The 25,968-nt window shown below is 62.2% G+C and carries 23 protein-coding genes; 10 read left to right on the top strand and 13 right to left on the bottom strand.

Features of this window, described 5'->3' with window-relative positions:
• Positions 1–159 precede the first annotated feature (159 nt).
• From edd to J2Y83_RS22935, 4 genes are all read left to right on the top strand, one after another.
• On the top strand, positions 160–1,986 hold the full coding sequence (gene edd / locus J2Y83_RS22950; RefSeq protein ID WP_247406374.1) for a phosphogluconate dehydratase: 1,827 nt from the start codon (positions 160–162) through the stop codon (positions 1,984–1,986).
• Complete coding sequence (locus J2Y83_RS22945; RefSeq protein WP_253398531.1) at positions 1,983–2,942, top strand: glucokinase; 960 nt, start codon at positions 1,983–1,985, stop codon at positions 2,940–2,942. The genes edd and J2Y83_RS22945 overlap by 4 nt, the downstream gene beginning before the upstream one ends.
• A 123-nt stretch (positions 2,943–3,065) precedes the next feature.
• Entirely contained in the window at positions 3,066–3,800 is a 735-nt protein-coding gene (locus J2Y83_RS22940; RefSeq protein WP_253398529.1) for a response regulator, read from the top strand.
• 31 nt (positions 3,801–3,831) lie between these two features.
• Positions 3,832–5,259, top strand: coding sequence for an ATP-binding protein (locus tag J2Y83_RS22935; RefSeq protein WP_162231530.1), 1,428 nt, complete (start codon positions 3,832–3,834; stop codon positions 5,257–5,259).
• A 130-nt stretch (positions 5,260–5,389) separates the two neighbouring features.
• Here J2Y83_RS22935 and J2Y83_RS22930 read toward each other — a convergent pair whose 3' ends face one another.
• Positions 5,390–6,319: an AraC family transcriptional regulator gene (locus J2Y83_RS22930; RefSeq protein ID WP_253398527.1), complete on the bottom strand. Its 930-nt coding sequence runs from the start codon at positions 6,317–6,319 to the stop codon at positions 5,390–5,392.
• A gap of 327 nt (positions 6,320–6,646) precedes the next feature.
• On the opposite strand from J2Y83_RS22930, the gene J2Y83_RS22925 reads away from it, so the two are divergent.
• Together J2Y83_RS22925 and J2Y83_RS22920 are read left to right on the top strand one after the other, a co-directional pair.
• The gene (locus tag J2Y83_RS22925) at positions 6,647–6,988 is read left to right on the top strand and encodes an antibiotic biosynthesis monooxygenase family protein (RefSeq protein WP_253398525.1); all 342 of its coding nucleotides are present in this window, start codon (positions 6,647–6,649) and stop codon (positions 6,986–6,988) included.
• Between the two features lie 8 nt (positions 6,989–6,996).
• A complete protein-coding gene (locus J2Y83_RS22920) occupies positions 6,997–7,275 on the top strand; it encodes a hypothetical protein (RefSeq protein WP_253398523.1) in 279 nt (92 codons plus the stop codon).
• A 107-nt stretch (positions 7,276–7,382) separates the two neighbouring features.
• Here the strand turns inward: J2Y83_RS22920 and J2Y83_RS22915 are convergent, their stop codons facing one another.
• Positions 7,383–8,015: a flavin reductase family protein gene (locus J2Y83_RS22915; protein WP_253398521.1), complete on the bottom strand. Its 633-nt coding sequence runs from the start codon at positions 8,013–8,015 to the stop codon at positions 7,383–7,385.
• 193 nt (positions 8,016–8,208) lie between these two features.
• On the opposite strand from J2Y83_RS22915, the gene J2Y83_RS22910 reads away from it, so the two are divergent.
• Complete coding sequence (locus J2Y83_RS22910; protein WP_253398519.1) at positions 8,209–8,964, top strand: COG4705 family protein; 756 nt, start codon at positions 8,209–8,211, stop codon at positions 8,962–8,964.
• Positions 8,965–9,019: 55 nt separating this feature from the next.
• Here the strand turns inward: J2Y83_RS22910 and J2Y83_RS22905 are convergent, their stop codons facing one another.
• The 4 genes from J2Y83_RS22905 to J2Y83_RS22890 all read right to left on the bottom strand — a co-directional run bounded on the left by J2Y83_RS22905 (position 9,020) and on the right by J2Y83_RS22890 (position 15,270).
• Positions 9,020–10,339, bottom strand: coding sequence for an MFS transporter (locus tag J2Y83_RS22905; protein ID WP_253398517.1), 1,320 nt, complete (start codon positions 10,337–10,339; stop codon positions 9,020–9,022).
• A gap of 216 nt (positions 10,340–10,555) precedes the next feature.
• Positions 10,556–11,881 carry a sigma-54-dependent transcriptional regulator gene (locus J2Y83_RS22900; protein WP_253398515.1) on the bottom strand — a complete coding sequence of 442 codons (1,326 nt, stop codon included), beginning with the start codon at positions 11,879–11,881 and terminating at the stop codon, positions 10,556–10,558.
• Positions 11,875–13,641 carry an ATP-binding protein gene (locus tag J2Y83_RS22895; RefSeq protein WP_253398507.1) on the bottom strand — a complete coding sequence of 589 codons (1,767 nt, stop codon included), beginning with the start codon at positions 13,639–13,641 and terminating at the stop codon, positions 11,875–11,877. The genes J2Y83_RS22900 and J2Y83_RS22895 overlap by 7 nt, the downstream gene beginning before the upstream one ends.
• A gap of 105 nt (positions 13,642–13,746) precedes the next feature.
• Entirely contained in the window at positions 13,747–15,270 is a 1,524-nt protein-coding gene (locus J2Y83_RS22890) for a fumarate hydratase (protein WP_253398505.1), read from the bottom strand.
• Between the two features lie 218 nt (positions 15,271–15,488).
• Here J2Y83_RS22890 and J2Y83_RS22885 point away from each other — a divergent pair, with 218 nt between their 5' ends.
• The gene (locus J2Y83_RS22885) at positions 15,489–16,433 is read left to right on the top strand and encodes an iron-sulfur-binding ferredoxin reductase (RefSeq protein ID WP_253398503.1); all 945 of its coding nucleotides are present in this window, start codon (positions 15,489–15,491) and stop codon (positions 16,431–16,433) included.
• A 92-nt stretch (positions 16,434–16,525) separates the two neighbouring features.
• Here the strand turns inward: J2Y83_RS22885 and pyk are convergent, their stop codons facing one another.
• Positions 16,526–17,977, bottom strand: a complete 1,452-nt coding sequence (gene pyk, locus J2Y83_RS22880) for a pyruvate kinase (RefSeq protein WP_253398501.1) — start codon at positions 17,975–17,977, stop codon at positions 16,526–16,528.
• Between the two features lie 172 nt (positions 17,978–18,149).
• On the opposite strand from pyk, the gene J2Y83_RS22875 reads away from it, so the two are divergent.
• Both J2Y83_RS22875 and J2Y83_RS22870 read left to right on the top strand, forming a co-directional pair.
• Positions 18,150–18,524, top strand: a complete 375-nt coding sequence (locus J2Y83_RS22875; protein WP_247399671.1) for a tetratricopeptide repeat protein — start codon at positions 18,150–18,152, stop codon at positions 18,522–18,524.
• A gap of 227 nt (positions 18,525–18,751) precedes the next feature.
• The gene (locus J2Y83_RS22870; protein WP_253400436.1) at positions 18,752–19,111 is read left to right on the top strand and encodes a PilZ domain-containing protein; all 360 of its coding nucleotides are present in this window, start codon (positions 18,752–18,754) and stop codon (positions 19,109–19,111) included.
• A gap of 58 nt (positions 19,112–19,169) precedes the next feature.
• Here J2Y83_RS22870 and J2Y83_RS22865 read toward each other — a convergent pair whose 3' ends face one another.
• From J2Y83_RS22865 to J2Y83_RS22840, 6 genes are read right to left on the bottom strand one after another with little or no spacing between them, the layout of a single operon-like run.
• Positions 19,170–20,501 (bottom strand): DUF58 domain-containing protein, encoded by a 1,332-nt coding sequence (locus J2Y83_RS22865; protein WP_253398499.1) that lies wholly within the window; start codon positions 20,499–20,501, stop codon positions 19,170–19,172.
• Positions 20,502–20,508: 7 nt separating this feature from the next.
• Entirely contained in the window at positions 20,509–21,504 is a 996-nt protein-coding gene (locus tag J2Y83_RS22860; RefSeq protein WP_247399667.1) for an AAA family ATPase, read from the bottom strand.
• A complete protein-coding gene (locus tag J2Y83_RS22855; protein ID WP_253398496.1) occupies positions 21,501–22,658 on the bottom strand; it encodes a DUF4350 domain-containing protein in 1,158 nt (385 codons plus the stop codon). The genes J2Y83_RS22860 and J2Y83_RS22855 overlap by 4 nt, the downstream gene beginning before the upstream one ends.
• Complete coding sequence (locus J2Y83_RS22850) at positions 22,655–24,184, bottom strand: DUF4129 domain-containing protein (RefSeq protein ID WP_253398494.1); 1,530 nt, start codon at positions 24,182–24,184, stop codon at positions 22,655–22,657. Before J2Y83_RS22850 ends, J2Y83_RS22855 begins: the two co-directional genes overlap by 4 nt.
• Positions 24,171–25,151 carry a stage II sporulation protein M gene (locus J2Y83_RS22845; protein ID WP_253398493.1) on the bottom strand — a complete coding sequence of 327 codons (981 nt, stop codon included), beginning with the start codon at positions 25,149–25,151 and terminating at the stop codon, positions 24,171–24,173. Before J2Y83_RS22845 ends, J2Y83_RS22850 begins: the two co-directional genes overlap by 14 nt.
• Positions 25,148–25,840 carry an RDD family protein gene (locus J2Y83_RS22840; protein ID WP_253398491.1) on the bottom strand — a complete coding sequence of 231 codons (693 nt, stop codon included), beginning with the start codon at positions 25,838–25,840 and terminating at the stop codon, positions 25,148–25,150. Before J2Y83_RS22840 ends, J2Y83_RS22845 begins: the two co-directional genes overlap by 4 nt.
• Positions 25,841–25,968: the final 128 nt, after the last annotated feature.

Below are 25,968 nucleotides of genomic sequence, written 5' to 3'. Positions count from 1 at the left end.
ACAAGCCTTTTTAATGGCAATATTTTGTTCAATCTACAACGAGTGACCTGAATCAACTGGTCCGATGATCCAAACGACTCCCTGCCATCCCATGTGCTGCGGGCGTTTGATCAGCATAGACGCTCAGGTCGCCACATCCGCTAGCCTGGAGTTCTACACATGCATCCCCGCGTTCTTGAGGTCACCGAACGGCTTATCGCCCGCAGTCGTGCTACCCGCGAGGCTTACCTTGCGCTCATTCGCGGCGCCGCCAGCGACGGCCCGATGCGCGGCAAGCTGCAATGCGCCAACTTTGCCCACGGCGTGGCCGGTTGCGGCACCGAAGATAAAAATAGCCTGCGCATGATGAACGCCGCCAACGTGGCAATTGTTTCGTCATATAACGACATGCTCTCGGCGCACCAGCCGTATGAACATTTCCCTGAACAGATCAAAAAGGCCCTGCGCGAAGTCGGTTCGGTCGGCCAGTTCGCCGGCGGCACGCCGGCCATGTGCGACGGCGTGACCCAGGGCGAACCGGGCATGGAGCTGAGCCTGCTCAGCCGCGAAGTCATTGCCATGTCCACGGCGGTAGCGCTGTCCCACAACATGTTCGATGCGGCGCTGATGCTGGGCATCTGCGACAAGATCGTCCCCGGCCTGATGATGGGCGCCCTGCGCTACGGCCATCTGCCGATGATCTTCGTCCCCGGCGGGCCAATGCCCTCGGGCATCTCCAACAAGCAGAAGGCCGACGTGCGCCAGCGCTACGCCGAAGGCAAGGCCAGCCGCGAAGAGCTGCTGGAATCGGAGATGAAGTCCTACCACAGCCCCGGCACCTGCACCTTCTATGGCACCGCCAATACCAACCAGTTGCTGATGGAAGTGATGGGCCTGCATTTGCCCGGCGCCTCGTTCGTCAACCCGTACACGCCGCTGCGTGACGCGCTGACCCGCGAAGCCGCGCATCAGGTCACGCGTCTGACCAAGGCCAACGGCAACTTCACGCCGATCGGCGAGATCGTCGACGAAAAATCCATCGTCAACGCCATCGTCGCGCTCAACGCCACCGGCGGTTCTACCAACCACACCCTGCACATGCCAGCCATCGCCATGTCGGCGGGTATCATCCTGACATGGCAGGACATGGCCGACCTCTCCGCAGTGGTGCCGACCCTGTCGCACGTGTATCCAAACGGCAAGGCCGACATCAACCACTTCCAGGCGGCGGGCGGCATGTCGTTCCTGATCCGCGAACTGCTCGAAGCCGGCCTGCTGCACGAAGACGTCAACACCGTGGCCGGCAAGGGCCTGAGCCGGTACACGCAGGAACCGTTCCTGGTCGACGGCGAGCTGATCTGGCGCGACGGCCCGATCGAAAGCCTCGACGAAGCCATCCTGCGCCCCGTGGCCCGTGCGTTCTCGCCGGAAGGTGGTTTGCGCGTGATGGAAGGTAACCTCGGCCGTGGCGTGATGAAAGTCTCCGCCGTGGCCCCCGAGCACCAGATCGTCGAAGCCCCGGCGGTGGTGTTCCAGGACCAGCAGGATCTGGCCGATGCGTTCAAGGCCGGCCAGTTGGAAAAAGACTTTGTCGCGGTGATGCGCTTCCAGGGGCCGCGCTCCAACGGCATGCCCGAATTGCACAAGATGACCCCGTTCCTTGGCGTGTTGCAGGACCGTGGTTTCAACGTGGCGCTGGTGACGGACGGGCGCATGTCCGGCGCCTCGGGTAAGATCCCCGCCGCGATCCATGTCAACCCCGAAGCCCAGAGCGGCGGGCCGCTGGCACGCGTGCGCGATGGCGATATCATTCGCGTGGATGGCGTCAAAGGCACCTTGGAGCTTAAGGTGGACGCCGCAGAATTTGCAGCGCGCACACCTGCCACGGGCCTGTTGGGCAATAACGTGGGGGCCGGTCGCGAGCTGTTTGCCTTTATGCGCTTGGCCGCAAGCTCCGCAGAGCAGGGCGCCAGCGCCTTTACCTGTGCCTTGGAGACGCTTAAGTGAAACTTGCGCTGGTCGGTGACATCGGCGGTACCAACGCCCGTTTTGCGTTGTGGCGGGATCAGGCACTGCATTCGATCCGGGTGCATGCCACCGCGGATCATAAATGCCCGGAGGACGCGATCAAGGTCTACCTCAAGGAAGAAGGCCTGGCGATCGGCGACATCGGTGCGGTGTGCCTGTCGGTGGCCGGGCCGGTGAGCGGTGATGAATTTAAATTCACCAACAACCACTGGCGCTTGAGTAAGACTGCGTTTTGCAAGACCTTGCAGGTGGATGAACTGCTGCTGGTCAATGACTTCTCGGCCATGGCCCTGGGCATGACCCGCTTGAAGCCCGACGAATTCCGCGTGGTCTGCCCTGGCACGCCGGAACCGTTGCGCCCGGCGGTGGTGATCGGTCCGGGCACCGGCCTGGGCGTCGGCACCTTGCTCGACCTGGGCGGCGGCCGTTGGGCCGCGTTGCCGGGGGAGGGCGGGCATGTCGACCTGCCCCTGAGCAGCCCGCGGGAAGCCCAGCTGTGGCAGCACATTTACACTGAGATCGGTCATGTCAGCGCCGAAAGCGCCTTGAGTGGAGCAGGTTTGCCACGGGTGTATCGGGCGATCTGTGCGGTGGATGGTCACACGCCGGTGCTGGATACGCCGGAAGCGATCACGGCGGCAGGCCTGGCCGGCGACCCTGTCGCGATGGAAGTGTTGAACCAGTTCAGTATCTGGCTGGGCCGCGTAGCCGGTAACAACGTGCTGACCACCGGCGCACGGGGCGGTGTGTATATCGTCGGCGGGGTGATCCCGCGGTTTGCCGACTTCTTTATCCACAGCGATTTTGCCAAGAGCTTCAGTGACAAAGGCTGCATGAGTGACTACTTCAAGGGCATTCCGGTGTGGCTGGTGACGGCGCCGTATTCCGGGTTGACCGGGGCGGGTGTGGCGCTTGAACAGGCATTCGCCATGTAGGAGCGAGCTTGCTCGCGAAGAATGTTGACGATAACGAAGCGCATCAGGTGATACGCGGCAGCCTCAGGATTTTCGCGAGCAAGCTCGCGCCTACAGCATGGCCATAACAACAAGGAGGGCCCCGTGAGCGTATTCAGTAAATCGATTCTCCTCGTCGACGACGACCAGGAAATCCGCGAATTGCTGCAAACCTACCTCAGTCGCGCCGGTTTCCAGGTACGTGGCGTGCCGGACGGTGCGGGGTTCCGTCAGGCGATGGACGAGGCGCCGTGCGACCTGGTCATCCTCGATGTGATGTTGCCGGACGAAGACGGCTTCAGCCTGTGTCGCTGGATTCGCCAGCACCCGCGCCAGGCGCAGGTGCCGATCATCATGCTCACCGCCAGTTCCGACGAAGCCGACCGCGTGATCGGCCTGGAGCTGGGCGCCGACGACTATATCGGCAAGCCTTTCAGCCCCCGCGAGTTGCAGGCGCGGATCAAGGCCCTGTTACGCCGCTGCCAGTTCGGCCAGGAGCGCAGCGGCAATGGCGACGTGTTGGCGTTCGATGAATGGCGCCTGGATACGATCAGCCACCGACTGTTTCACGTCGACGGTGAAGAGGTGATCCTCTCCGGGGCCGACTTTGCCCTGCTCAAGCTGTTTCTCGACCACCCGCAACAAATCCTCGACCGCGACACCATCGGCAACGCCACCCGTGGCCGCGACCTGATGCCGCTCGATCGGATCGTCGACATGGCCGTCAGCCGCCTGCGCCAACGCCTGCGCGACACGGAAAAACCGCCGAGGCTGATCCGCACCGTGCGCGGCAGCGGCTATCAACTGGCAGCCAGCGTGGTTGCCGGCAATGCCCATTGAACACCTGAGCGAACGGCGCCGCCGCTTCCCGGTGCCGCGCTCGCTGCTCGGGCGCATGCTGCTGCTGACCTTGCTCGCGGTGCTGTTCGCCCAGGCGCTGTCCAGCGTGATCTGGGTTTCGCAATTGCGCGCCACCCAGCTCGAAGGCCTGGTCACCAGCGCCCGTAGCCTGGCGCATTCGATGACGGCCAGCGTGAGCTATTTCCGTTCGCTGCCGGTGGCTTATCGCCCGTTGGTCCTCGACCAATTGCGCAGCATGGGCGGCACACGTTTTGTGGTGACGCTCAATGACCGCCCGCTGGACATGGCGATCTTGCCGCAGACCCCGCGCAAGCAAGCGGTGCTCAAAGCGGTCGATGAAGTGCTGCGCCAGACCTTGGGCGCCGATGTGCATATCTCGGTGGAGTTCGTCAGCGCCGAAGACCTGCGCATCTTCAATGCCGGATTGAAACTCGATGAGCTGCCACGCTCCTGGGCGCATTACGCGTTGACCCTGGAGCCGGTGAACCCGCCGGTGCTGGTCACCCAGATCCAACTCGCTCCCGGCGAATGGCTGTACATCGCCTCGCTGTTGCCCGAGCCGTACACCAGTCTCGAAGAGCAAGGTCTGCCGTCGCAGCAAGTGTGGTTTATCGTGCTGACCAGCGGCTTTTTGCTGCTGTTCATCGGCCTGTTGGTCCACTGGCAGAGCCGGCCGCTCAAGCGCCTGGCGCGGGCAGCGCGGGACATGTCGCTGGGCGCCGACGTGGAGCCGGTGGCCGAAGGCGGCGGCAGTGAAGTGGTGGAAGTGGGGCGCGCCTTCAATGCCATGCGCGAACGCATCAGCCGTTACCTCACCGAACGCAGCCAGTTGTTCAGTGCAATTTCCCACGACTTGCGCACACCGATCACACGCCTGCGCCTGCGGGTCGAATTGCTCGAAGATGAAAACCTGCAAACCAAATTCGGCCGCGACCTGGACGAGTTGGAGTTGCTGGTCAAAGGCGCGCTGCAGTGCGTGAAAGACACTGACATTCACGAAAATATCGAACCGGTCGACCTCAACCATGTGCTCGACTGCCTGGTGGAGCCGTACCTGGCGCCCAACGGCAACGGCCGCGTGACCCAGCATGGGCGCGCGTTGGCGCCGTATCCGGGCAAGCCGCTGGCGCTCAAGCGCTGCATCGGCAACCTGATCGACAACGCATTGAAGTACGGGCAGAACGCCCATTTGCATATCGAGGACGATGGCGCGGAGTTCATCCTGCACGTCGACGACGAAGGCCCGGGCGTACCGGAACAGCGCCTGGAGCAGGTCTTCGAACCGCACTTCCGCCTCGCCGGCCAGCAGCAGGGCTACGGCCTGGGCCTGGGCATCGCGCGCAACATAGCGCACAGCCATGGCGGCGAAGTGAGTTTGCAGAATTTGCGCGAGGGTGGTTTGCGGGTCACCTTGCAACTGCCCCGAACCCTCGACTAAAGAACACCATCGGGCAAATGTGGGAGGGAGCTTGCTCCCGATAGCGGTGCAACAGTCAGCTTATCTTTAGCTGACTCACCGCCATCGGGAGCAAGTCGCACCACCCCTCCCACATCTGATCGGCAGTGAATCACACGCTCTGACGCAACCTCGCCAAATCCCGCAGCGGCGGCGCACCAAACAGCCGGCTGTATTCGCGGCTGAACTGCGACGGGCTTTCATACCCCACCCGATACCCCGCCGCGGAGGCTTCCAGCCCTTCGGCAAGCATCAGCCGCCGCGCTTCCTGCAAGCGCAACTGCTTCTGGTATTGCAGCGGGCTCATAGCGGTGATGGCTTTGAAACGGTGGTGCAAGGTCGAGACGCTCAGGTTCACTTCCTTGGCCAGGTCATCAATGCGCAGCGGCTGTTCGTAGTTGCCATTGAGCCATTTGATCGCCTGGCTGACCCGATGACTCTGACTGTTGGCCACGGCGATTTCATACAGCCGGTAACCCTGCGGCCCACGTAACAAGCGGTAGAGAATTTCGCGGCTGATTAACGGCGCCAGCATCGCAATGTCTTTGGGCGAATCGAGCAAGCGCGTCAAGCGCAGTACGGCGTCGAGCAGTTGGTTGTCGATGCGGTCGACGTACATCCCACGCGGGGTCGGGCGCGACGGCACCCCCATCGGCCCGGCTTCTGCGATCAGGGCGGTGAGCTGCGCCGGGTCGATGTTGATGCGGATCGACAGGTTAGGGTCTTGCGGAGTGGCATCGATGATCCGCCCGGCCACCGGCATCGACACCGAAAACACCAGGTAATTGAGCGGATCATAGGCAAAGATTTCGTCGGCCAGGCGCACTTCCTTGCGGCCATTGGCCAGGATGCACAGGGCGGGTTCCACCAGCACCGGGCTGAAGTCGCGCGGCGTGTTGTGGCGGTTCAGGAACAGTGACGTGATCGCCGTACCGTAGGAGCCGTCTTCCCAGGTATGTCGATGCACGATGCTGGCCAGTTCGGCGCGCTGTTTTTCCATCTCGGCATCGAGGGGCATGGACTTGGGTTCGGGCGACGACATGGGACGTCCTCTGCAGGCTTTTTTGATGGGCTCAGCTTAGCGGCGGCTGTTCAAACCGTGGTATGTCGATTCTGCACAATCCTTGCCTGATCCTGCGACACATCGTGAATCAGGCAAGCAGGAGAACGGTCATCGCCCTGAAATATGGCGTCTGCCTGTGGAATAAAACCGGCGGGCAATCGTTCTGTCTACGCTTTTCGCAGGATTGTGCAATAAGCCGGCAGGAATCGACTAACCGCGCCTCGACCTGCGCCGTTATCTTTGATCCTGTGGCAACACGCCCTCACCGTGCTTGCCGAGCATCACTTCTCAACGGGAGAGTCGAACATGTCCACCCCCATTCCCGCGAGCCATATGGCCTTTATCCGCGCCCGCAGCGGTTGCAGCACCGAACTCGGTGCTCGCTTGAGCAGTTTGATCGAACCGGGCCGTCAGGCTCAGGGTTGCCTGCAATTTTCGTTGCAGCATTCCCAGGTCGACCCTGATGTCTGGCTGGTCTCGGGCTTCTGGAGCAGCGAACAGGCGATGAGTGCCTACTTCAATTCGCCGGCCCTGATGATCTTCTCCGAGCTGTTGAACGACATGGTCGTGCGCAGCATGGACTTCCAGACCTTCACCGATGCATCCGCCGCCAATGCCTACGGCGAGTACCTGCAACTCGCCGGTTAGGGTTTAGAATGGCCGACTTTCCATTGGCCAGGACCTGCAACATGGCACGTAAACAATTTGCTCACCACGAAGCCGTTTCCGCCGTAGTACCGGGCGAAGGGGGCTACAGCGCCGCCGTCGCCGTCAAGGCGCTGGATGGTATGGGCGCACCGCAGTTTCACAAGATCCTGGATGGACAGAGGTTCAAGACGGCGTCCGATGCCGACGATGCGGCGACGCTGCAACTTGAGTGTCTGGTCGATGTGGATCAAGACGGCCAACTGGCCTGGGCAACCGGCGCCAACTAATGTGGGAGGGGGCTTGCCCCCGATGGCGGTGTGTCAGTCAGCCTATCTGTAGCTGAAACTCCGCTATCGGGGGCAAGCCCCCTCCCACATTTTTTATTGCACTGCAGTCAGGCTTGGGTGGCGCCTGGGCGATACATTTTGAACAGCGCCTCAGGGCCCACTTGGAAGTAATCCGCCGGGCCGCCGCCACGCAGGATCGGTTCGGCGGCGGCGGTGTCGTAGATCCCATCCTTGAGCAGCCACTTGGCAATATGCACCGCGACCACCTCGCCCAGCACCAGCCAACTGGGTACCAATACCTGGTCGGCGCGCTGCAGTTGGATGATCTGCGTGACCTTGCACTCGAACGACACCGGGCTCTCGCCCACCCGCGGCACGCCGACGATCTTCGAGGCCACCGGCGTCAGGCCGGACAACTCGAACTCATTCACCTCTGGCGGTACGGCGGCACAGCTCTGGTTCATCTGCTCGGCCAACGGGCGGGTGGCCAGGTTCCACACAAACTCGCCGGTCTGTTCGATATTGTTCAGGCTGTCTTTGCGCCCGACGCTGGAAAACCCAATGATCGGCGGAATGTAGTTGAACGCATTGAAGAAACTGTAGGGCGCCAGGTTCAGGCGACCTTGGCTGTCGTGGGACGAAATCCAACCGATCGGCCGTGGGCCAACAATGGCATTGAACGGGTCATGGGGCAGGCCGTGGCCGTTGGCGGGTTCGTAGTAATAGCTATCGTCAGACATCGCCGAGGTTCCTGCTGCGCTTTTCTGGGGGCCGTCATAGTGCAAGCCATGGCGGCGAATTTCCATTGGCGCTATGGAATTTTCATTCAGCGCCCACCTATTTTTCACAGCGCCCCGTTCAGTCTGCGCGCCAGGTCGACACCCCCCTATAAGTCGGCCCATTGATAGATTGAGCTTCGGAGCCTTGCACTGCATGAACAAACTTCCTCAGATCACCCTGGCGTTCTGGGTCATGAAAATCTGCGCGACGACCCTGGGCGAAACCGCCGGGGACTTGCTGTCGATGACCCTGAACGTCGGTTATGCCATCAGCTCGATGATCCTGATCGGCGTGTTCCTGGTCACCCTGGTGACGCAACTCTGGTCGAAATCCTACAACCCGGTGCTGTACTGGATTGTGATCCTGTCCACCAGCACCGCCGGCACCACCATGTCCGACTTCATGGACCGCAGCCTCGGCCTGGGCTACGCCGCGGGGTCGATGATCCTGATCGTGATCCTGATGATCATCTTCGCGTTGTGGCACCTCAGCGGTGATTCGCTGAACGTGAACAAGGTGCAAACCTTTCGCGGCGAGTTGTTCTACTGGATGGCGATCCTGTTCTCCAACACCTTGGGCACTGCTCTGGGCGACTTCCTTGCCGACGATTCGGGGCTCGGCTTCGCCGGTGGTGCCTTGTTGATCGGCTCGACCATCGCGGTGGTGGTGGCGCTCAAGTACTTCACGCGGATTTCGTCGGTATTGCTGTTCTGGGTGGCGTTCGTATTGACCCGGCCGTTTGGTGCGACCCTGGGCGACTTCCTGACCAAACCCCATGCCAAGGGCGGGCTGGACTTCGGCACTATCGGCTCGTCGGCGGTGTTGGCGGCGGTGCTGGTGGTGATGATTGTTGGGGCTTCGTATGCGCAGCGGCGCTATGTGCGGCGCGAAGTGGCAGAGTTGTCCTGATTGCACGTGTGGGAGGGAGCAAGCCCCCTCCCACATTCGTTACCGCATCCAGCCGTTAGTCAGTGGTGATCCGCGAATGCTTGCGGGTGTCCTTCATGGTCACGTAGACCACCAACGACACCGCGATACACGCAGTCACATACCAGTAGTAGCCGGTTTCCAGGCCGATGCTCTTGAACCACAGTGCGATGTATTCAGCGGTGCCGCCGAAGATCGATACGGTCAATGCATACGGCAGGCCCACGCCCAGCGCGCGGATTTCGGTGGGGAACAGTTCCGCCTTCACCACGGCGTTGATCGAGGTGTAGCCGCTGACGATGATCAGCGCCGCCATGATCAGGAAGAACGCGCCCCACCAGCTCTGGATGGTGTGCAGGGTGGTGAGGATCGGCACGGTGAACAGTGTGCCGAGGATGCCGAAGGCGATCAGGATCGGACGCCGGCCGACCTTGTCCGACAGCGCGCCGACCAGGGGTTGCAGGCACATGAACAGAAACAGCGTCGCCGCCGAGATGGTGGTGGAGTCGGAAATGCTCATGCCGACGGTGTTCACCAGGTACTTCTGCATGTAGGTGGTGTAGGTGTAGAAGGCCAGGGTGCCGCCCATGGTCAGGCCGACCACGGTCATCAGTTCCTTGGGGTGGCGCATCAAGGTGCGCATCGCGCTTTCCTTGGCTTTTTCCTTTTTGGTGAACGACTCGGTTTCTTCCATGCCGCGCCGCAGGTACAGCGCGACCACTGCGCACAGGGCGCCGATGGCGAACGGGATACGCCAGCCCCAATCGTACAGTTGCTCGGTGGTGAGGGTCTGTTGCAGCACGATCAGCACCGCCAGGGCAATGAGCTGGCCGGAGATCAGGGTCACGTACTGGAAGCTGGAGAAGAAACCGCGACGTTCCTTGGTCGCCATTTCACTCAGGTAAGTGGCCGAGGTGCCGTATTCGCCACCGACCGACAAGCCTTGCAGCAGGCGGGCGAACACCAGCAGGATCGGCGCACCGACGCCGATGGTTTCATAGCCCGGGCTCAGGGCGATGATCAGCGAGCCGAAGCACATCAACAGTACCGAGGCCATCAACGCGGCTTTACGCCCGGCGCGGTCGGCATACAGGCCCATCAACCAGCCGCCGATCGGGCGCATCAGGAAGCCCACGGCGAAGATCGCAGCGGTGTTGAGCAGTTGGGCGGTGGTGTCGCCTTTGGGGAAGAAGGCTTTGGCGAAGTACAGCGAGAACGCCGCGTAGACGTACCAGTCGTACCACTCGACCATGTTGCCGACCGATCCGCTGAAGATCGATTTGATGCGGCTGGTGGTGGTGCGTTCTTTCGCCGGCGCAGCCGCCGACCCCAGAGGCAAGGTATTGGAGTTATCCATTGAAGGATCCTTCAGATAGTTGTTTTTATGGAGCGTGCCTGAGCACAGCCTGATTGGGGCTATAGCAGGAGCTGTGCCAGGTGGGGGAAGGCCCGGTCTAGAAGGGTTTGCAGGTTTTTTTGAGCGGAAAGCCGCTGATGGTTTTGGGCTGGTTGAGCGGAAATCCGCTTATGCTTTGCCGGCGATGGGGTCTTTGAAAGCAACCCAGAGCATGGCCTAGAGAAACATCTCCCGCACTAACCCATGCCGCTGCATCTTCTCATTGAAGGTGCGCCGGGGCAGTTGCAGCTCGGCCAGCACCGCCTTGATATCGCCTTTGTGCCGGGTCAGTGCGGCTTTCAGGCAGTGGGCCTCGAAGGCTTCCTGTTGCGCCGCCAATGATTGCCCGGCCTCGATGCCTTCGGGCTCTGGCTCGCCAAGCCCCAACACCTGGCGTTCGGCGACGTTGGCCAGTTCGCGCACGTTGCCCGGCCAGTCATGGCTGAGCAGGCGCCCCAGTTGCGCGCCACTCAGCGGTTCAACGGTGCGGCCCAGGCGTTCGGCGGCGCTTTGCGCAAAGTGATCGAACAGCAGCGGTATATCTTCACGACGCTCGCGCAGGGGCGGCAGGCGCAGTTGCGCGACGTTCAGCCGATAGGCCAGGTCTTCGCGAAAACGTCCGGCGCGGGCCTCGTCCAACAGGTCCGGCTTGGTCGCGGCAATGATGCGCAGGTCGACGTGGATACTTTGGTTGGAGCCCAGCCGCTCCAACTTCTGCTCCTGCAACACGCGCAGCAATTTGACTTGCTGGGCCAGGGGCATGCTTTCGATTTCATCCAGAAACAGCGTGCCACCGTGGGCGTATTCCAGCTTGCCGATACGCTTGCCCTGGGCCCCCGTAAACGCGCCGCTCTCGTGGCCAAACAGCTCGGCTTCAAACAACTGCTCGGGGATCGCCGCGCAATTGAGCGCGACAAAGGCTTTCTTCGCCCGTGGGCCGAAGTCGTGCAGGCAGCGGGCGACCAGTTCCTTGCCACTGCCGGTCTCGCCGCGGATCAGTACATTGACTGGGAGTGTCGCCAGGTCCAGCACCTGGCGGCGCAGGTTCTGCAAGCTGCGGGACACGCCCAGCAGGCTGTTTTCCAATTGTGTCCGATGATCGGCCTGTTGATGCAGGCGGCGGTTTTCCAGGATCAGCCTGCGTTTATCGAGGGCGCGGCGTAGGCTGTTGAGCAGGGCTTCGGGGCTGAAGGGTTTTTCCAGGAAGTCGTAGGCTCCGTCGCGCATGGCTTCGACGGCCATCGGCACATCGCCATGGCCGGTCAGCAGGATCACCGGCAAGTCGGCATCGCGCCGCCGCACTTCGGCCAGCAGTTCCAGGCCGCTGAGGCCGGGCATGCGCACGTCGCTCAAAATCACCCCGGGAAAGTCCTTGGGCAGTTGCGCCAGACAGGCCTCGGCGCGACTGAACAACTGCACTTCAAATCCCGACAGGCTCAACCATTGCTCGACGGCTGTGCGAATGCTGGCTTCGTCATCGATCACAATCACCGCATTCAACATAGCTCCGGTGTCTCCAGCGCGATAGGCAGGGTCAGGGTAAACACCGCGCCGTCGCCACGGTTAGCGACGCACAGGCGCCCACCCAGTTCGTGCACGATAGCGTAGGACACCGCCAGCCCCAGGCCGAGCCCATCGCCCACGGGTTTGGTGGTGAAGAAGGGGTCGAACACGCTGTTCAGGTGTTCTTCGGCGATGCCTCCGCCGCTGTCGCTGACGGTCAACTGCCACAGTTGCTCATCGGCATGCAGGCGGATTTCCAGGCGTTTGCGCGGTTTGTTGGCCATGGCGTCGAGGGCATTGCGCAGCAGGTTGATCAGTACCTGTTCCAGGCGGATCGCGTCGCCACGGACCCAGGCGGGACGGGTCAGGTCCAGCACGGTGCCGATGCCTTCATCGCGCAGGCGTGCGTCGAGCAACTCCAGGGATTGGTCGACCACCTTGGCCAGGTCCAGGCGTTCGCGCAGGCCGCTGGGGCTCTTGCGGGCGAATGTCTTGAGATGGCCAGTTAGCGCGGCCATGCGCGTGAGCATGTCGTCCAGTGGCGTGAGCGCCTTGTAGGCATCGCCCACGCGGCCATGGTCCAGCAGCAGGCGCAGGGTCGCCAATTGCATGCGCTGCGCGGTGAGTGGCTGGTTGATTTCATGGGCGAGGGCCGCAGACATCTGCCCCAGCGCCGCCAGCTTGGCCGATTGCACCAAGCCATCCTGGGCCGTGCGCAGCGCCTGGGTGCGCTCCTCGACCAGCTGTTCGAGCTCTTCGCGGCTGCGCTGGCGCATGCGGGCCAGACGCCAGCGCTGGGTCAGAAACAGCACCAGAAACACCAATGCCAGCCACGAACCGGCGGCAGCGAGGCCGGCGTTGCGTTGGTCTTCGAAGGGGAACTGAGGTTTGCGCAGCAGGTGCAAGGTCCAGCCTTCGGCCTTCAGCGGCAGGGATTCCCAGATGTAATTGGCGTTGCCATCGGGGCCGTTGACGCGCATCAGGTGGCTGTTTTCGTCGAAACGTTGCAGGGCCTGGGTCTTCAGCGGTTGCAATTGTTTCTTGTCGTATTGGCGGGTGGCCTGTAGTTCGGCCAGGTCGCTAGCCGACAACGGGCGCAGGTTGCGATAACGCCAGCCCGGCTGGTTGGCGATAAACACGATACCGCGGGCGTCGCTGACCAGCAGCAGGTCGTTACCCTGGGCCCATTCACGCTCGAGTTCGGGGAATTCCAGCTTGACTACCATGGCACCGAGGAACTGCTCGTGTTCATCGAGCACTGCGCTGGAAAGGAAATACCCCGGCACGCCGGTGGTCACCCCGACCGCATAAAAGCGCCCGGTGCCCTGGCTCCGGGTCTGGCTGAAATATGGCCGGAACGCGTAATTGTGCCCGACGTAGCTGCTCGGCAGGTTCCAGTTGCTCGCGGCCACGGCCAGGCCGGTGCGGTCCATCAGTTCCAATGTGGAGGACTGTGCGGCGCCGTTGATACGTTCCAGTTTACGGTTGAGCACGTCCTGGGTCGCGGCATCCAGCGGGCCTTTCAGCGCGCTGATCATTTCCGAATCCAGCGCCAGCACGGCGGGCAGCGCGCGGTAGCGTTCGATCAGGGTGTGCAACGAGTTGCCGTATAGCATGAGCTGCTGATTGGCGCGTGCGGCATCGTCGACCAGGGCCTGGCGTTCGGCGTGGCGCGTGGCCAAGGCGGCGGCCAGCACCGCACCGGCGATGATCAATAGGGAGTAGGCGGTCAGGCGCAGTGGACGGGGGATTGCGATCATACGGGTATGAACAGCTGCAATTAGGGGGGAGCACCATAGCATGCGCCATAAAAAAGGCGACTGGGCTGTGTAGCCGCAGTCGCCTTTATCGGTGCGAAGAAGCGCTTACTGCACTTCTACCGCCAGGCTTTCACTGATCTTTTTCTGCCAGATGGCAGGACCGGTGATGTGGACGGATTCGCCTTTGCTGTCCACCGCAACGGTGACCGGCATGTCTTTCACTTCGAACTCGTAGATCGCTTCCATGCCCAGTTCGGCGAAGGCGACAACGCGCGACTTCTTGATGGCTTGCGCCACCAGGTAAGCAGCACCACCCACGGCCATCAGGTACACGGCCTTGTAATCCTTGATCGCTTCGATGGCGGTCGGGCCGCGCTCGGATTTGCCGATCATGCCCAAAAGGCCGGTTTGCTCGAGGATCTGACGGGTGAACTTGTCCATCCGCGTCGCAGTGGTCGGGCCAGCCGGGCCAACCACTTCATCGCGCACCGGATCAACCGGGCCAACGTAGTAGATGAAGCGACCTTTGAGGTCCACTGGCAGGGTTTCGCCCCTGTTCAGCATCTCGACCATGCGCTTGTGCGCGGCGTCGCGACCGGTGAGCATCTTGCCGTTGAGCAATACGGTTTCGCCCGGCTTCCAGCTCTGCACGTCTTCCGGGGTCAGGGTGTCGAGGTTGACGCGACGGGCCGACGGGCCAGCTTCCCAGACGATTTCCGGGTAGGCGTCCAGCGAGGGTGCTTCCAGCGATGCCGGGCCCGAACCGTCGAGCACGAAGTGCGCGTGACGGGTGGCGGCGCAGTTGGGGATCATGCACACCGGCAGGGAGGCGGCGTGGGTCGGGTAGTCCATGATCTTCACGTCGAGCACGGTGGTCAGGCCACCCAGGCCCTGGGCGCCGATACCCAGTTGGTTGACCTTCTCGAACAGCTCCAGGCGCATCTCTTCGATACGGTTGGAGGGGCCGCGCTTTTTCAGCTCGTGGATGTCGATGGATTCCATCAACACTTCCTTGGCCATGACGGCGGCTTTCTCGGCGGTGCCGCCGATGCCGATGCCGAGCATGCCCGGTGGGCACCAGCCGGCGCCCATGGTCGGAACGGTCTTGAGCACCCAGTCGACGATCGAGTCGGACGGGTTGAGCATGGCCATTTTCGACTTGTTCTCGGAACCACCGCCCTTGGCGGCCACATCCACTTCCACGGTGTTACCCGGGACGATGGAGTAGTGGATCACCGCCGGGGTGTTGTCCTTGGTGTTTTTACGCGCGCCTGCCGGATCGGCGAGGATCGAAGCACGCAGGACGTTTTCCGGCAGGTTGTAGGCGCGACGCACGCCTTCGTTGATCATGTCGTCCAGGCCCATGGTGGCGCCGTCCCAACGCACGTCCATGCCCACGCGCACGAACACGGTGACGATACCGGTGTCCTGGCAGATCGGGCGGTGGCCGGTGGCACACATGCGCGAGTTGATCAGGATCTGGGCGATGGAGTCACGGGCTGCTGGCGATTCTTCGCGCAGGTAGGCTTCGTGCATTGCCTGGATGAAGTCAACGGGATGGTAGTAGGAAATGAATTGCAGGGCGTCGGCAACGCTCTGAATCAGGTCGTCTTGCTTGATCACGGTCATGAGTCGCGCTCCTCTATAAGGGAACATTCAATAAAGGCGGCTTCAGTAGGGTGTATCGGTCGGCTGAAACCACCTTTCCAAGGCACGCCGAGTGATGCTGGCGCGACGCTAAAAAGGCGCGGCAGTATAACCCGGCACGGTGGCCGATACACCCGACTATGGTCAAACTCTGCCGGGCGTGATTCCCTGTGTACGCATTTTTTGATCCGAGACCTTGTATGCCTGAACTGCACGTCGGCGAACGCCACTGGTCGGTCTCCACCGGCAGCAACCTGTTGGATGCCCTGAACCAGGCCGGCGTCGCCGTGCCCTACAGTTGCCGCGCCGGCAGTTGCCATGCATGCCTGGTACGTTGCCGGGGCGAGGTCGAGGACCTGCAGCCCGACGCCCTCAGCCCGGCGCAACGCCAGGATGGCTGGCGCCTGGCCTGCCAGTGCCGGGTGACGGCGGACCTGCAGGTCGAAGCGTTTGATCCGAGCCGTGACGGCGTGTCGGCCGAGGTGGTGGGCGTGGATTGGTTGAGCGCGCAGGTGTTGCGCTTGCGCCTGCAACCGGAGCGCGGCCTGCGCTACCGGGCCGGGCAGCATCTGGTGCTGTGGGCGGGGCCGGTGGCGCGCCCGTATTCCCTGGCCAGCCTGCCTCAGGAAGATCCGTTCCTGGAGTTTCATCTCGATTGCCGTCAGCCCGGCGCATTCAGCGATGCCGCTCGACAGTTGCGCGTCGGTGACCGCCTGCGCCTGGGCGAACTGCGCGGCGGCGCGCTGCAATACGACCCCGACTGGCAATCCCGGCCGCTGTGGCTATTGGCTTCCGGCACCGGCCTTGGCCCGTTGTGGGGGGTGTTACGGGAGGCATTGCGCCAGGATCATCAAGGCGCGATCCGCGTGATTCACCTGGCCCACGATGCCAGCGGTCACTACTTGGCCGAGCCCCTGGCAGCGCTGGCCGCCCGCCATCCGAACCTGACGGTGGAGCTGTGGACGGCGGCGGACTTGACCCCGGCATTGGCGCAACTGCGGCTGGTTTCCCGGCAAACGCTGGCCTTGCTCTGCGGGCATCCGGCCAGCGTCGAGGCGTTTTCCAAGCGCCTGTTCCTGGCGGGGCTGCCGCGCAATCAACTGCTGGCCGATGTGTTCCTGTCCCGGTCGATTGCCGGGCGCTGATGACGCCATCGCAGGCAAGCCCATTACCGTGTGCTGCAAAGCAAAAAGCCCCGCCATTCACAGGGCGGGGCTTTGGTTTTTCAGCGGATCACTCAGACCATTGGGTCGCCAACGTGCAGGATTTTCATGCCGTTGGTGCCGCCGATGGTGTGGTAGCTGTCGCCCTTGGTCAGGATGACCCAGTCGCCTTTCTCCACTACGCCACGCTTGAGCAGTTCGTCGATGGCAGCCTGGCTGACTTGCTCAGGCGGCAACGACGCCGGGTCGAACGGTACGGTGTAGACGCCACGGAACAGCGCCGCGCGGGCCTGGGTTTCGCGGTGCGGGGAGAACGCGTAGATCGGCACCGAGGAACGGATGCGGGACATGATCAACGGCGTGTAGCCACTTTCGGTCAGGGCGATGATCGCTTTGACGCCAGGGAAGTGGTTGGCGGTGTACATGGCGGCCAGGGCGATGCTCTGGTCACAGCTTTCGAACACTTTGCCGATGCGGTGGCTGGAGGTCTTGCTGGTCGGGTGCTTTTCGGCACCGATGCAGATACGCGCCATGGCCTGGACGGCTTCCAGCGGGTATGGGCCAGCGGCACTTTCAGCCGAGAGCATCACGGCGTCGGTGTAGTCGAGCACGGCGTTGGCCACGTCGGACACTTCGGCGCGGGTCGGCATCGGGTTCTGGATCATCGACTCCATCATCTGGGTCGCCACGATCACCGCTTTATTGTGGCGGCGTGCGTGCAGGATGATTTTCTTCTGGATACCGATCAGTTCAGCATCACCGATTTCCACGCCAAGGTCGCCACGGGCAACCATCACGGCGTCGGACGCCATGATCAGGCCGTCGAGGGTTTCGTCATCGGCCACGGCTTCGGCGCGTTCGATCTTCGCCACCAGCCAGGCAGTGCCGCCAGCTTCGTCGCGTAGCTTGCGGGCGTATTCCATGTCGGCGGCGTCGCGTGGGAAGGACACCGCGAGGTAGTCCACTTCCATTTCGGCGGCGAGCTTGATGTCGGCCTTGTCTTTTTCAGTCAGGGCCGGCGCCGTCAGGCCACCACCGCGACGGTTGATGCCTTTGTGATCCGACAGCGGGCCGCCGATGATCACGGTGCAGTTCAGTTCGGTGACGCTGGCGGTGTCGACTCGCATGACCACGCGGCCGTCGTCCAGCAGCAGTTCGTCGCCGACGCCGCAATCCTTGACCAGGTCCGGGTAGTCGATACCCACGATTTGCTGGTTGCCTTCGGTCAGCGGGTGGCTGGTGGAGAAGGTGAACGTGTCACCGATCTTCAGCTCGATCCGCTTGTCGGTGAATTTGGCGATACGAATTTTCGGGCCTTGCAGGTCACCCAGCAGTGCGACGAAGCGACCATGCTTGGCGGCCAGGTCACGCACCAGCTTGGCGCGAGCCTTGTGCTCGTCCGGGGTGCCGTGGGAGAAGTTCAGACGGGCAACGTCCAAACCAGCCAGAATCAGCTGTTCGAGGACTTCCGGCGAGTTACTGGCCGGGCCAAGGGTGGCGACGATTTTGGTGCGACGGACGGACATGCACAGACTCCTGAGTTCAAGCGCTGGGGAAGGCTACTATGCTCTTTGGTTGTAGTCATTGTTCGTTTGCACTACTTATCGGCGATTCGCTTTTCGCTATGATTGATTAGATGAACATCCTTGAAGATTTTTGACGAGGGGTCGATACACTGCACGAGACAGGAGAACCCTCATGCGAATTTTGCTCATTGCTGCCCTGGCCGTCAGTGTTGTCGGCTGTACCCGTTGGTCGATGGACCACCATTTGAACAACGCCTACCGTGCGTATGGGGTCGGTGACTGCGAGCGCGTCACCCTGGAATTGTCCCAGGTCGACCGTGAAAGTCGCACTCGGCGCTATGTGCAGCCGGAGGTCTCGATGTTGCGCGGGCAGTGTCTGGAGCGGCAGAAGCTGTTCGTCGACGCGGTGCAAACCTATCAGTTCATCATCAACCAGTATCCGTCCAGCGAGTACGCCTACCGGGCCCGCGCGCGCCTCGATACCCTGCAGCAACTGGGGCATTACCCCGGTGCGAGCGTTGCGCAGCCACGTCCTGCGTCGTTGTGATGATATTTGTCATTCTATAGCTGGCTCGTCACCAGTCTTGGGCTATTCTTTGAATGTTCGTTTGTACAAGTTTGTGTTCGAGCGGATGGAATACTTGGGATTGGCAGGCGGTAGAGTGGCAAAGCGCTAGCTGTTGTCGCACCGATCTCCAGGGAGAGCGGGGGTGTTAGGCCCGTTCCGAATCACTGGCGCGGCCAGAGTTATGGCCAATGGATGGCGATATCAGCATGTTTACCAACCGACGAATTGAGCGGCATCAATTGTCTTGTTTCCTGCAAGTGTTCAACCGGCTTACGGACAAGCCCATTGGTTACTTGGGTAACGTCTCTGCAGAAGGGCTGATGTTGATCAGTCAATTGCCGATGATGGTCGACGCGGAGTTCGAGCTGCGCTTGAAGATTCCCACGGCTGGCGGCGATTTCCAGGCAGTTGATTTCACGGCGACCTGTTTATGGAGCTATGAGGACATCAATCCCCAGCATTACGACTCAGGCTTCAGTGTGGTTGAGGCGCCTGCAGAATACGGTCAACTGATCAAAGCCTTGCTGCGGTACTTCAGTTTTGACCCCTTACAGGCGTCCGCTTAGACATTGCGCGCAGTCACCCCGACTTGGGTGTGGCGACCCACGCCGGGGTGTGTTGCTTTCACAGTACGCCAGCTTTTTTCCAGCCCAGGTAGCGTGTCACCAGGGCGGCGCCCAATTCCGAGGGTGGCGTATCCAGTACCGACAACCCGTGAGCGCTCAGGCGGTCATGCAGTTCGTCGCGTTGATTGAGGTAGTCGACGGCGCCGCTATAGGCCAGCGCTTCGGGCAGGGTTTGCACGGGCGACAGGCGCAGTTGGTCGAGTACTTCTTCACGCAGGCTGGCGACCAGTACCCGGTGTTGCCGGCTGATGCGTTTGACCGCCGTCAGTAACGCTTCATCGTCCTCATCCCGCAGGTTGCTCACCACGATCACCAGCGCCCGGCGTTTCTGCCGAGCCAGCAGTTGGTTGGCCGCGGCCTCGTAGTCGGCCGCGCGTCGGGTGGTGTCCAGGTCGTAGACGGTGTTGAGCAACAGGTTCAATTGCCCGGTGCCCTTGACGGGAGCCAGGTAGCGCGGCTGGTCACAGGCGAAGGTGCATAGCCCGACCGCATCGCCCTGGCGCAAGGCGACGTAACTGAGCAGCAGGCAGGCGTTGAGGGCGTGATCGAAGTGGGAAAGTTCGGCATCCTGGCTGCGCATGCGCCGACCACAATCGAGCATGAACACGATCTGCTGGTCGCGTTCGTCCTGGTATTCCCGAGCGATCGGCGTGCGTTGGCGCGCGGTGGCTTTCCAGTCGATCTGCCGCAGGCTGTCGCCCTCCCGAAACTCGCGCAGTTGATGAAACTCCAGTCCCAACCCTCGTCGTTGGCGCTGACGCACGCCCAACTGGCTCAACCAGTTATCCACACCCAATAGCTGTGCGCCATACAGACGGGCGAAATCCGGATAGACCCGGGTTGCATCGCTGACCTCGACAAAGCGCCGCGCGGACCACAACCCGAAGGGGCTGGGCAGGTGAAGTTCGCAACGACTGAAACAGAAGTGGCCACGCCGCAAGGGGCGCAGCCGATAGCCCAGTTCGCTGCGCTCACCGGGGCGCAGTTCGATGGACTGCGGCATGTTTTCCATGCTCAGGCCGTCGGGGACGTGATCGAACACCCGTACAGTCAGCGGCTGTGGGTAATCGTGTTCAAGCGTCAGGCGTGCTTCGCCCCAGCGAGCCAGTGCCAGGCTGCCGGGCATCTGCCGTTGGACCCGTGGGGACGGACGGCGGCGAAGACGCATGGCGTCCAATAGCGCCAGCAGCAACAGGGCCAGCAGCAGGCCCCAGGCCACCGAATGCAGGCTGTCAGGCACCCGCAACTGCAACGCCTGTGCAGTGCCCAGCAGAATATTCAGGCCCAGCAGCACGCCAAGCCAGATCAACAGCAGACGGGTCGGCTTCATGGGGGGGTCATTGCCGAGGTGCCGGAATCTGGTCCAGCAGTTGCTGGAGAACCTGGTCCACTTCCAGCCCGTCGATATCCAGTTCGGGGGCGATGCGAACCCGATGACGCAGCACCGCCAGGGCGCAGCCCTTGATGTCGTCCGGGGTGACGAACTCGCCCCCGCGCAGCAAGGCGCGGGCTCGGGCGCCGCGCACCAGGGCGATGGAGGCGCGTGGGCCGGCACCGATGGTCAGCCCCGGCCAACTGCGGGTGGCTCGTGCCAGGCGCACGGCGTAATCGAGCACTTGCTCATCCAGCGCCAGTTCGCTGGCGATCTGTTGCAGTTGCAGCACGTCCTCGGCTTGCAGCACGGTGCGCAGCGGCTGTACGTCGAGCATGTCGGCCCGAGATGAGCGCGTGACTTCGCGCACCATCTCCAGCTCTTGCTGGGAATCAGGGTAGTCCATGCGCACCTTGAGCATGAAACGGTCCAGCTCGGCCTCGGGTAGCGGGTAGGTGCCTTCCTGCTCAATAGGGTTCTGGGTGGCCAGCACCATGAACGGTTGGCCGATGGGCAGCGCTTCACCCTCAAGGGTGACTTGGCGCTCCTGCATGGCTTCGAGCAAGGCGGCCTGGGTCTTGGCCGGCGCTCGGTTGATCTCGTCCGCCAGCAACAGGTGGGTAAACAACGGCCCCTTGCGCAGCTTGAACTGTTCGGTGTGCAGGTCGTACACCGCGTGGCCGGTGACATCGCTGGGCATCAGGTCCGGCGTGAACTGGATGCGCGCAAAGTCGCCGCCAAAGCAACGGGCCAGGGCCCGCACCAGCAAGGTCTTGCCCAGGCCGGGTACGCCTTCAAGCAGCACGTGGCCGCCGGCGATCAAGGCGGTGAGTACGTCATCGATCACCTGGTCCTGGCCAATCACCGCCTTGCGCAGTTCAACGCGCAGAGCCTGGGCTTGGCGGCTGGCGTGTTGCAGGGTGTCGGTGGTCAGGGCAGTGGCCGTTGGAAGTTCGCTCATAGGGCATTCCTGAGAGTTTGCAGGCACGCCACCTGGCGGCTGAAATCGGCGCTGGAAAGCCGTTTTGCCGCAAGTGGGCCGAGGGCCTGGCTGATCACGTGAGAGGGTTGGCGCGTCAGGTGTTCAAGCACCTGCCACTGTTCTGCGGTGTCGAGGTGTTCAAAGCCTGGGTGGCGCCGCCGGGCGGCGCGCAGGATATCGCGCTGCAAGGCGTGTAACAGGGGACCCTGGCCGCTGCGGCGCAGCAGGAAGTCGGCGCTGGCCTCCAAGTGTTCCTGCAGTTGCCGGCGTGCCTTGGGCGCTGGCGCCTGGATCGGGCCTTGGCGTATGCCGGCCTGCCAGAGCGCCAGGGCGATCAGCGCGGCGAGTGCCGCCAGCGCCTGGGGGAAATAGCGCATCAACAAGGTGAACAGATCGTCCACGTCGCTGTTGAACAGCAGGGTCACGTGCGTGCCTTGGTTCAGGTACCACAGCAGCCAGGCGTTATCGTGTTTGCCGATTCCCGGGGTTTTCCATAAGTCGCTGTCGGTGACTACTGTCACACTGCCTTGCCCGAGATTGAGTTGCATCAGGTGGCTGGACTTGGCGCTGTTGGCCGAAAACTGGGCCAGATGCTTGGGATCGGTCAGGTTGAAGTCGGTATCGAAGCTGAAATACGCCGGGGCCGTTTCATTGTCGACATAGAGTTTGGTCAGGTCTGGCTCTTTCTTTTTGCGTGCCGGAGCGAGTTGGTCGGGTTCGTCGCTCAAGGTCTGGTGGATGTACAGGCGATCGAGCAGCAGGTCGCCGCTTTTATCTGTTTCTTCATCCCACAGCGCTTCGGCCACCACCAATAGGTGACCACCAGACTTTGTCCAGTCCAGCAGTTGATCCACCTGGCGCGGGGTCATGTTGCCGCGTTCGGCCAGCAGCAACAGGCTGCGATCTTTTGGGGGCAGATCGGACAGTCGTTCAAGGCCGTTGGCGTGGTCCACCACCAGGCCTTGCTCGCGCAGAAAGTGTTCGGCTGCCAGGTAGGGATTGCCCAATGCCTCCGGTGAAGGGCCGCGATCCACGACTTCGTCATAAGGAATTGCCTTGTGCCACACATACAGGCCGCCTGCCCCCAGCAGGCATGCGAGCAACAACCCCACCCACAACAATGGCCGGTTCATCGGGCTGCTCCCGGGTTGAACAGGGCGCGCCAATCGCTGCACAGTTGCTGCTGCACCACTGCGGGAGGAAGGCGGTGCCCGTAGGCAAGGTTTTGCCAGTGCCGGGTCAGTTCATCGCTGTATGCCTGCAGTTGCGGTTGTTGCAAGCGCTGAACGCGCTCCAGTACCTGGCCTTCGGTGTCGGCGTTTTTCAGTGGCAGGTTGAAGTCGTGCAGTAACCGGCTGAGCAGCCCACGATACAACAGGCCCAAGGCTTCCCTGGGGTGCGTGGGCCATAGTTGCTCGGCGGTGCTGGCAATGTCAGCGGGCAGGGTTTCGGCGCCCAGTTCCAGGCCGAACAATTGCGTGGGTACCGGTTTGGCGAGCTTGGGTTTGCGTGGCCCGCGCCGGCTGACAAAGGTGTGCAGCCACTCGCGATAACGCCAGATCAGCAGGGCCACGCCGCCCGCCAGCAGGCTCCACAGCAGCAACTCCAGGCCTTGGGCGAGGTGCTTGAAGGTGTTGCTGTTGAAGTTGTCCAGCAGTGCTTGCAGCCAGACCGGTAGCTTGCCGTCACCGTGTGCCTTGGGCTTGACGTTGGTTTTTTCGTCACCGAAGCGATAGCGGGTCACGGTTTCCGGATTTTTGAACGGCGGCTTGTCCAGCAGCGCCTTGATCGATTGGTTGGCGGATTGGGGGGTGACTTGCCGGATGGGGGTCGAGTCATCGGCCATGGCGGGCCGGCCCAGCGGCAGCAGCATCAGCCCGATCACCAGCAGTACCAGTGGCGCCACGCTGCTCAGTCGCTGACGCAGGCGGCGAAAGGCCAGTTCCAGGTCCCACGCTTCCAGCACGGTGCGGCGGTTGAGGTACAGGCTGAAACCGCAGGCGACGTAGATCGGTTCCCAGAACACCAGGACCAGCGCGTAGAAGGCGTTGCTCAGGTGTTCCAACCACAGCCCCTCCGGGCCTGTCGCCAGCGCCAGCCGCTGCCAGTCCCAATCCAGTTCAACCTGCTGGGGGATGAATAGATAGAACAGTGCCATGCAGCCGAACCACAGGCCGATCTCCAGGTGTACCCCGAGGGTGGTCAACCAGCGCGCCGCGCCGGCGTTGTGTTGTTGCAACACACCCAGGCGTTTTTGGCGCGCCTTGCCATCCAGGCCTTCGAGTTGACTGACCGGCATCAAAAAGCTGCGGCTCAGGCTCAGTCGCCGCCAGGTCAGGCTGGCCAGGAGTTGGCCTTTGAGCAGGCGCGGCCAGTGACGCACGGCCTGCTTGAGGCTAGGCGTTTCGCCAAACAGAGCCTTGGACAGGATATACAGGGGCAAACGGTCGAAGGCCGGCTTCAACCACCAGAATACGAACATGGCCGTGGACGGGTATTGCCATAACAGGACGCTAAGCACGATGAATATCGGCAGGCTCACCAACGCCCAACTGGTCATCAGCAGCAGTCGATGTTCCTGGGCCATTAACACGCCCAAGTCCATGGCTTCCCATGATGTTCGAGGGCGAATCACCACGCTGGAATCACTCAGGCGCATGGCGAGTCCGTCCGGCAAAGGTCAGGTAGGTGGCCACCAGTAGCCAGAGTCCGGCACCCACCAGGTATTTGACCCAAGGCGCGATCGCGGTAGTGGAGGACCAATAGGCTTCGATAAAAGCTGCGATCAGCAGGAACAGCATGACACCGCAGAGCATCTGCACGCTTTTACGCGCCGCCAGCCGCAGCGACTCCCCTCGTGTCAGGTGCCCCGGAGCGATCAACGCCCAGCCCAACTGCAAGCCTGCCGCGCCAGCCAGCGCAATCGCGCTGAGTTCGAAGGCGCCATGGCCGATGACAAACGACCAGAAGGTCTGGCCGTAGCCGATTTCAGTGAGATGCCCGGAAATCGCGCCGATGATCAGACCGTTGAAAATCAGAAAGAACACGCTGCCCAGGCCAAACAGCAAGCCGGCGGCAAAGGTCTGGAAGGCGATGCCAATGTTGTGCATCACGTAGTAGCCGAACATCATCCAGTCTTCACTGGATGCACGTTCGGCGACGCGGCCCAGGCGACTGGCGTCGGGGTCATACATGCTCTGCATCTCGGCCACCTGCTGGGGGCTGACGATGCTGTAGATCAGTTCGGGAAACAGGTACACCAGCAGCGCAATACCCACCAGGCTGCCGAAGAACAGCAGGCTGGCGATCAACACGAAGCGCCACTGTTCACGTACCAGCCGGGGGAAATCGGCCAGCAGGAAACTCAATACGTTCGCCGCCAGTTGGCTGCGGTGGCGGTACAGCTGTTGGTGGCCGCGCAGGGCCAGTTGTTGCAGCGGGTCGACCAGGTAACTGCTATAGCCGCGCTCCTGAGCCAGGGCCAGGTGCTGGCACAGGCGCCGATAGTGGTGAGGGAAGTCAGCCAGCTCTTCGGCCTTGGCCTTGCCTTGTTCCAACTGCGTCAGTTGTTCGGCGAATGCTTGCCATTGGGGCTGGTGACGACTTTCGAACAGGCTCTGTTTCATGTCGGCCCCAGCAAACCACGGGCCACGCCGTTGAGCTGCTCGACGGCGCGAGCCGGGGACACCTGCAGGGGCGTGGCGAGGATCGAGGCCAGTTCCTGCACTCGCTCGGCGGACAGTTCGCCCTGGCGCTCGGCGAAATTGAGAATGGCGCGCTGTTCGCTCAGGTCCAGGGCAAATGGCAGGCGCAGGGCAGGGGCCTGCGGCACCCTGGGGCGTGCCAATGGTAGTTCGCGGTAGACCACCAGCGTGCCGGCCGCCAGATCGCCGAGCCGTTTGAAGTTAGGATGCTGCAGGCAACTGATGGCGCCGAGAAAGTAGCCGAAAGGCAGCATGTCGACAAAGCGCAGCAGGTTGCGGATGAGTGAGGCTGACCAGCCGACCGGCGTGCCGTCATCCTGTACCACGCGCAAGCCCATGACTTGCTTGCCTGGCGAGCAGCCCTGATTGAGTACTTCAAACAGCACCATGTACCACCAACTGACCAGGAACAGCAGCAATGAGCCCAGCCCTATGCCGATATTGCCGAGCAGGGCCAACGGAACCAGCAGGATGCCCATGAGCAACCCGCGCGCGCCCAGGTCGAAGGCGAAGGCCAGTACACGTGGTAGCAGGCCGGCCGGGCGCAAGGGTAGGTCGATGCCCTCCGGGGTCTCGATCTGGTAACGGGTATCCAATGGAGCTGATGGCATCGCGATCCTTGGCAGCGCAGGGCGGTTGGAAGATACGGATGCTAGCAGTGTCGGTGAGGGAAGCAACCACTCAAGGTTTTGCTGGATGTTTATACAGTGCGTATGGCTCTGGCCTCAGGCACCTTCCA

The sequence above is a fragment of the Pseudomonas marginalis genome (assembly GCF_024169655.1).
Taxonomy (GTDB): domain Bacteria; phylum Pseudomonadota; class Gammaproteobacteria; order Pseudomonadales; family Pseudomonadaceae; genus Aquipseudomonas; species Aquipseudomonas paraveronii.
The sequence above is the reverse complement of the archived record's forward strand: the minus strand, read 5'-3'. Positions and strand labels throughout refer to the sequence as shown.